This window comes from Paenarthrobacter sp. 10L420 (assembly GCF_056395385.1).
The window spans coordinates 1-1,446 of record NZ_JBFTJK010000058.1 but is presented as its reverse complement, the minus strand read 5'-3'; the positions used below and the strand labels follow the sequence as shown (position 1 = coordinate 1,446).

Genomic DNA, 1,446 nt, shown 5'->3' with positions numbered 1-1,446 from the left:
GGCTCTTCGTGGTTGGTGGGGAAGTGAGTTCGTGTCGTTGAAGACAAGAGGGCCCGTGGCCCTGCTGGGATGAGTGTGTCTAAGCATTCAACCTGGAACAGGACCACGAGCCTTGAACGAGCCTACCGGGGTCGCAGCTGACGCTGCCACCATCCTCTTCAACCTGCCCGACTACCGCGTCATTTCCACTACTGTCATTGCCGGCTGCCGGCAGGTCATCGTTGAAACCAACGAGCCACCGGGCTGCCCGAGTTGTGGTGTGATTTCTTCCCGACGGAAGGAACGCCGCCTGCAGCGGGTCCGGGATATTCCTGTTGCCGGGCCAGTCGAAGTGCTCTGGTCCAAGTACCGCTGGTACTGCGAAGAGTCGGCCTGCGAGAGGCTCTCGTTCTTTGAATCCACGCCCCAGGTCCCGCGCCGTGCACGCTCCACCGGCCGGCTTCGGGACCAGCTCGTGGACGCGGTCATCCGTTCGGGCCGGGCCGTATCGGAAACGGCCGCGGCGTTCGCGGTGTCCTGGTGGATGGTCCGTGTCGCGTTGAACGAAGCCTGTTTCCTCACTCTGCCGGATGTGGATCAGCTGAGCCCAAGAATGCTGGGCATCGATGAGCACCGGTTCCGGTCCGTGCGCTACTTCCAGGACCCTGAATCCAAGGCCTGGAGGCGGTTCGAGCCGTGGATGACAACGATCGTGGACCTGGACACCGGCCAGGTCTTGGGTGTCGTCGATGGCCGGGACCACCGGGGCGTCGGGGACTGGCTCTTCGCCCGGCCGCTTCAGTGGCGCTTGGGCGTGCAGGTCGTCGCGATCGACCCTTCGGCGGCGTTCAGGAAGGCGTTGCGGATGTGGCTTCCCCGCACCGCGGTCGCGGTTGACCATTTCCACCTGGTCTCTCTGGCCAACCAGGCCGTGACCGAGACACGGCAGAACCTCTCTCAACAGGTCAAGGGCCGGCGCGGACGGGCCGTCGACAAGGCCTGGGCTCACCGCATGCTGCTCCTGCGCGGCGGCGACACCCTCAGCTGCAGGGCCGCCCACCGGCTCGAGGAAGTGTTCGCCGCCGACGATCCGACAGGCACCCTGCGGGCCGTGTGGAAGGTCAAGGAACAGCTCCGGGTTCTCCTGCGCACCGGCTCCCTGGACGACGCCGCTGCGGCGAAGAACGAACTTGAGGAACTCGTGAAGGCAGCTGCACGGCCGGAAACGAACAGGCTCTACCGCACCGTCTGCCGGTGGTGGAAAGAGATTGAAGTGCTCATTATTACCGGGGCCACGACAGGCAAGGTCGAGGCCAACAACACAGCAATCAAAAACATCAAGCGAACCGCCCGCGGCTACCGCAATGCCGCCAACTACAAATCGGTTATTCTCTTGAGAAGTGCCGTCCGGACGGCGGCATGACGCTCATCCCGGGAATCCATTTCCCCACGAACCGTGAAGAGCCA

General features: G+C 63.8%; 1 protein-coding gene. It reads left to right on the top strand.

The genetic code is table 11. The features are described from left to right. The first annotated feature begins 112 nt into the window (after positions 1-112). Positions 113-1,402: an ISL3 family transposase gene (locus tag AC1DD5_RS25635; protein WP_477523124.1), complete on the top strand. Its 1,290-nt coding sequence runs from the start codon at positions 113-115 to the stop codon at positions 1,400-1,402. The last annotated feature ends 44 nt before the right edge of the window (positions 1,403-1,446 follow it).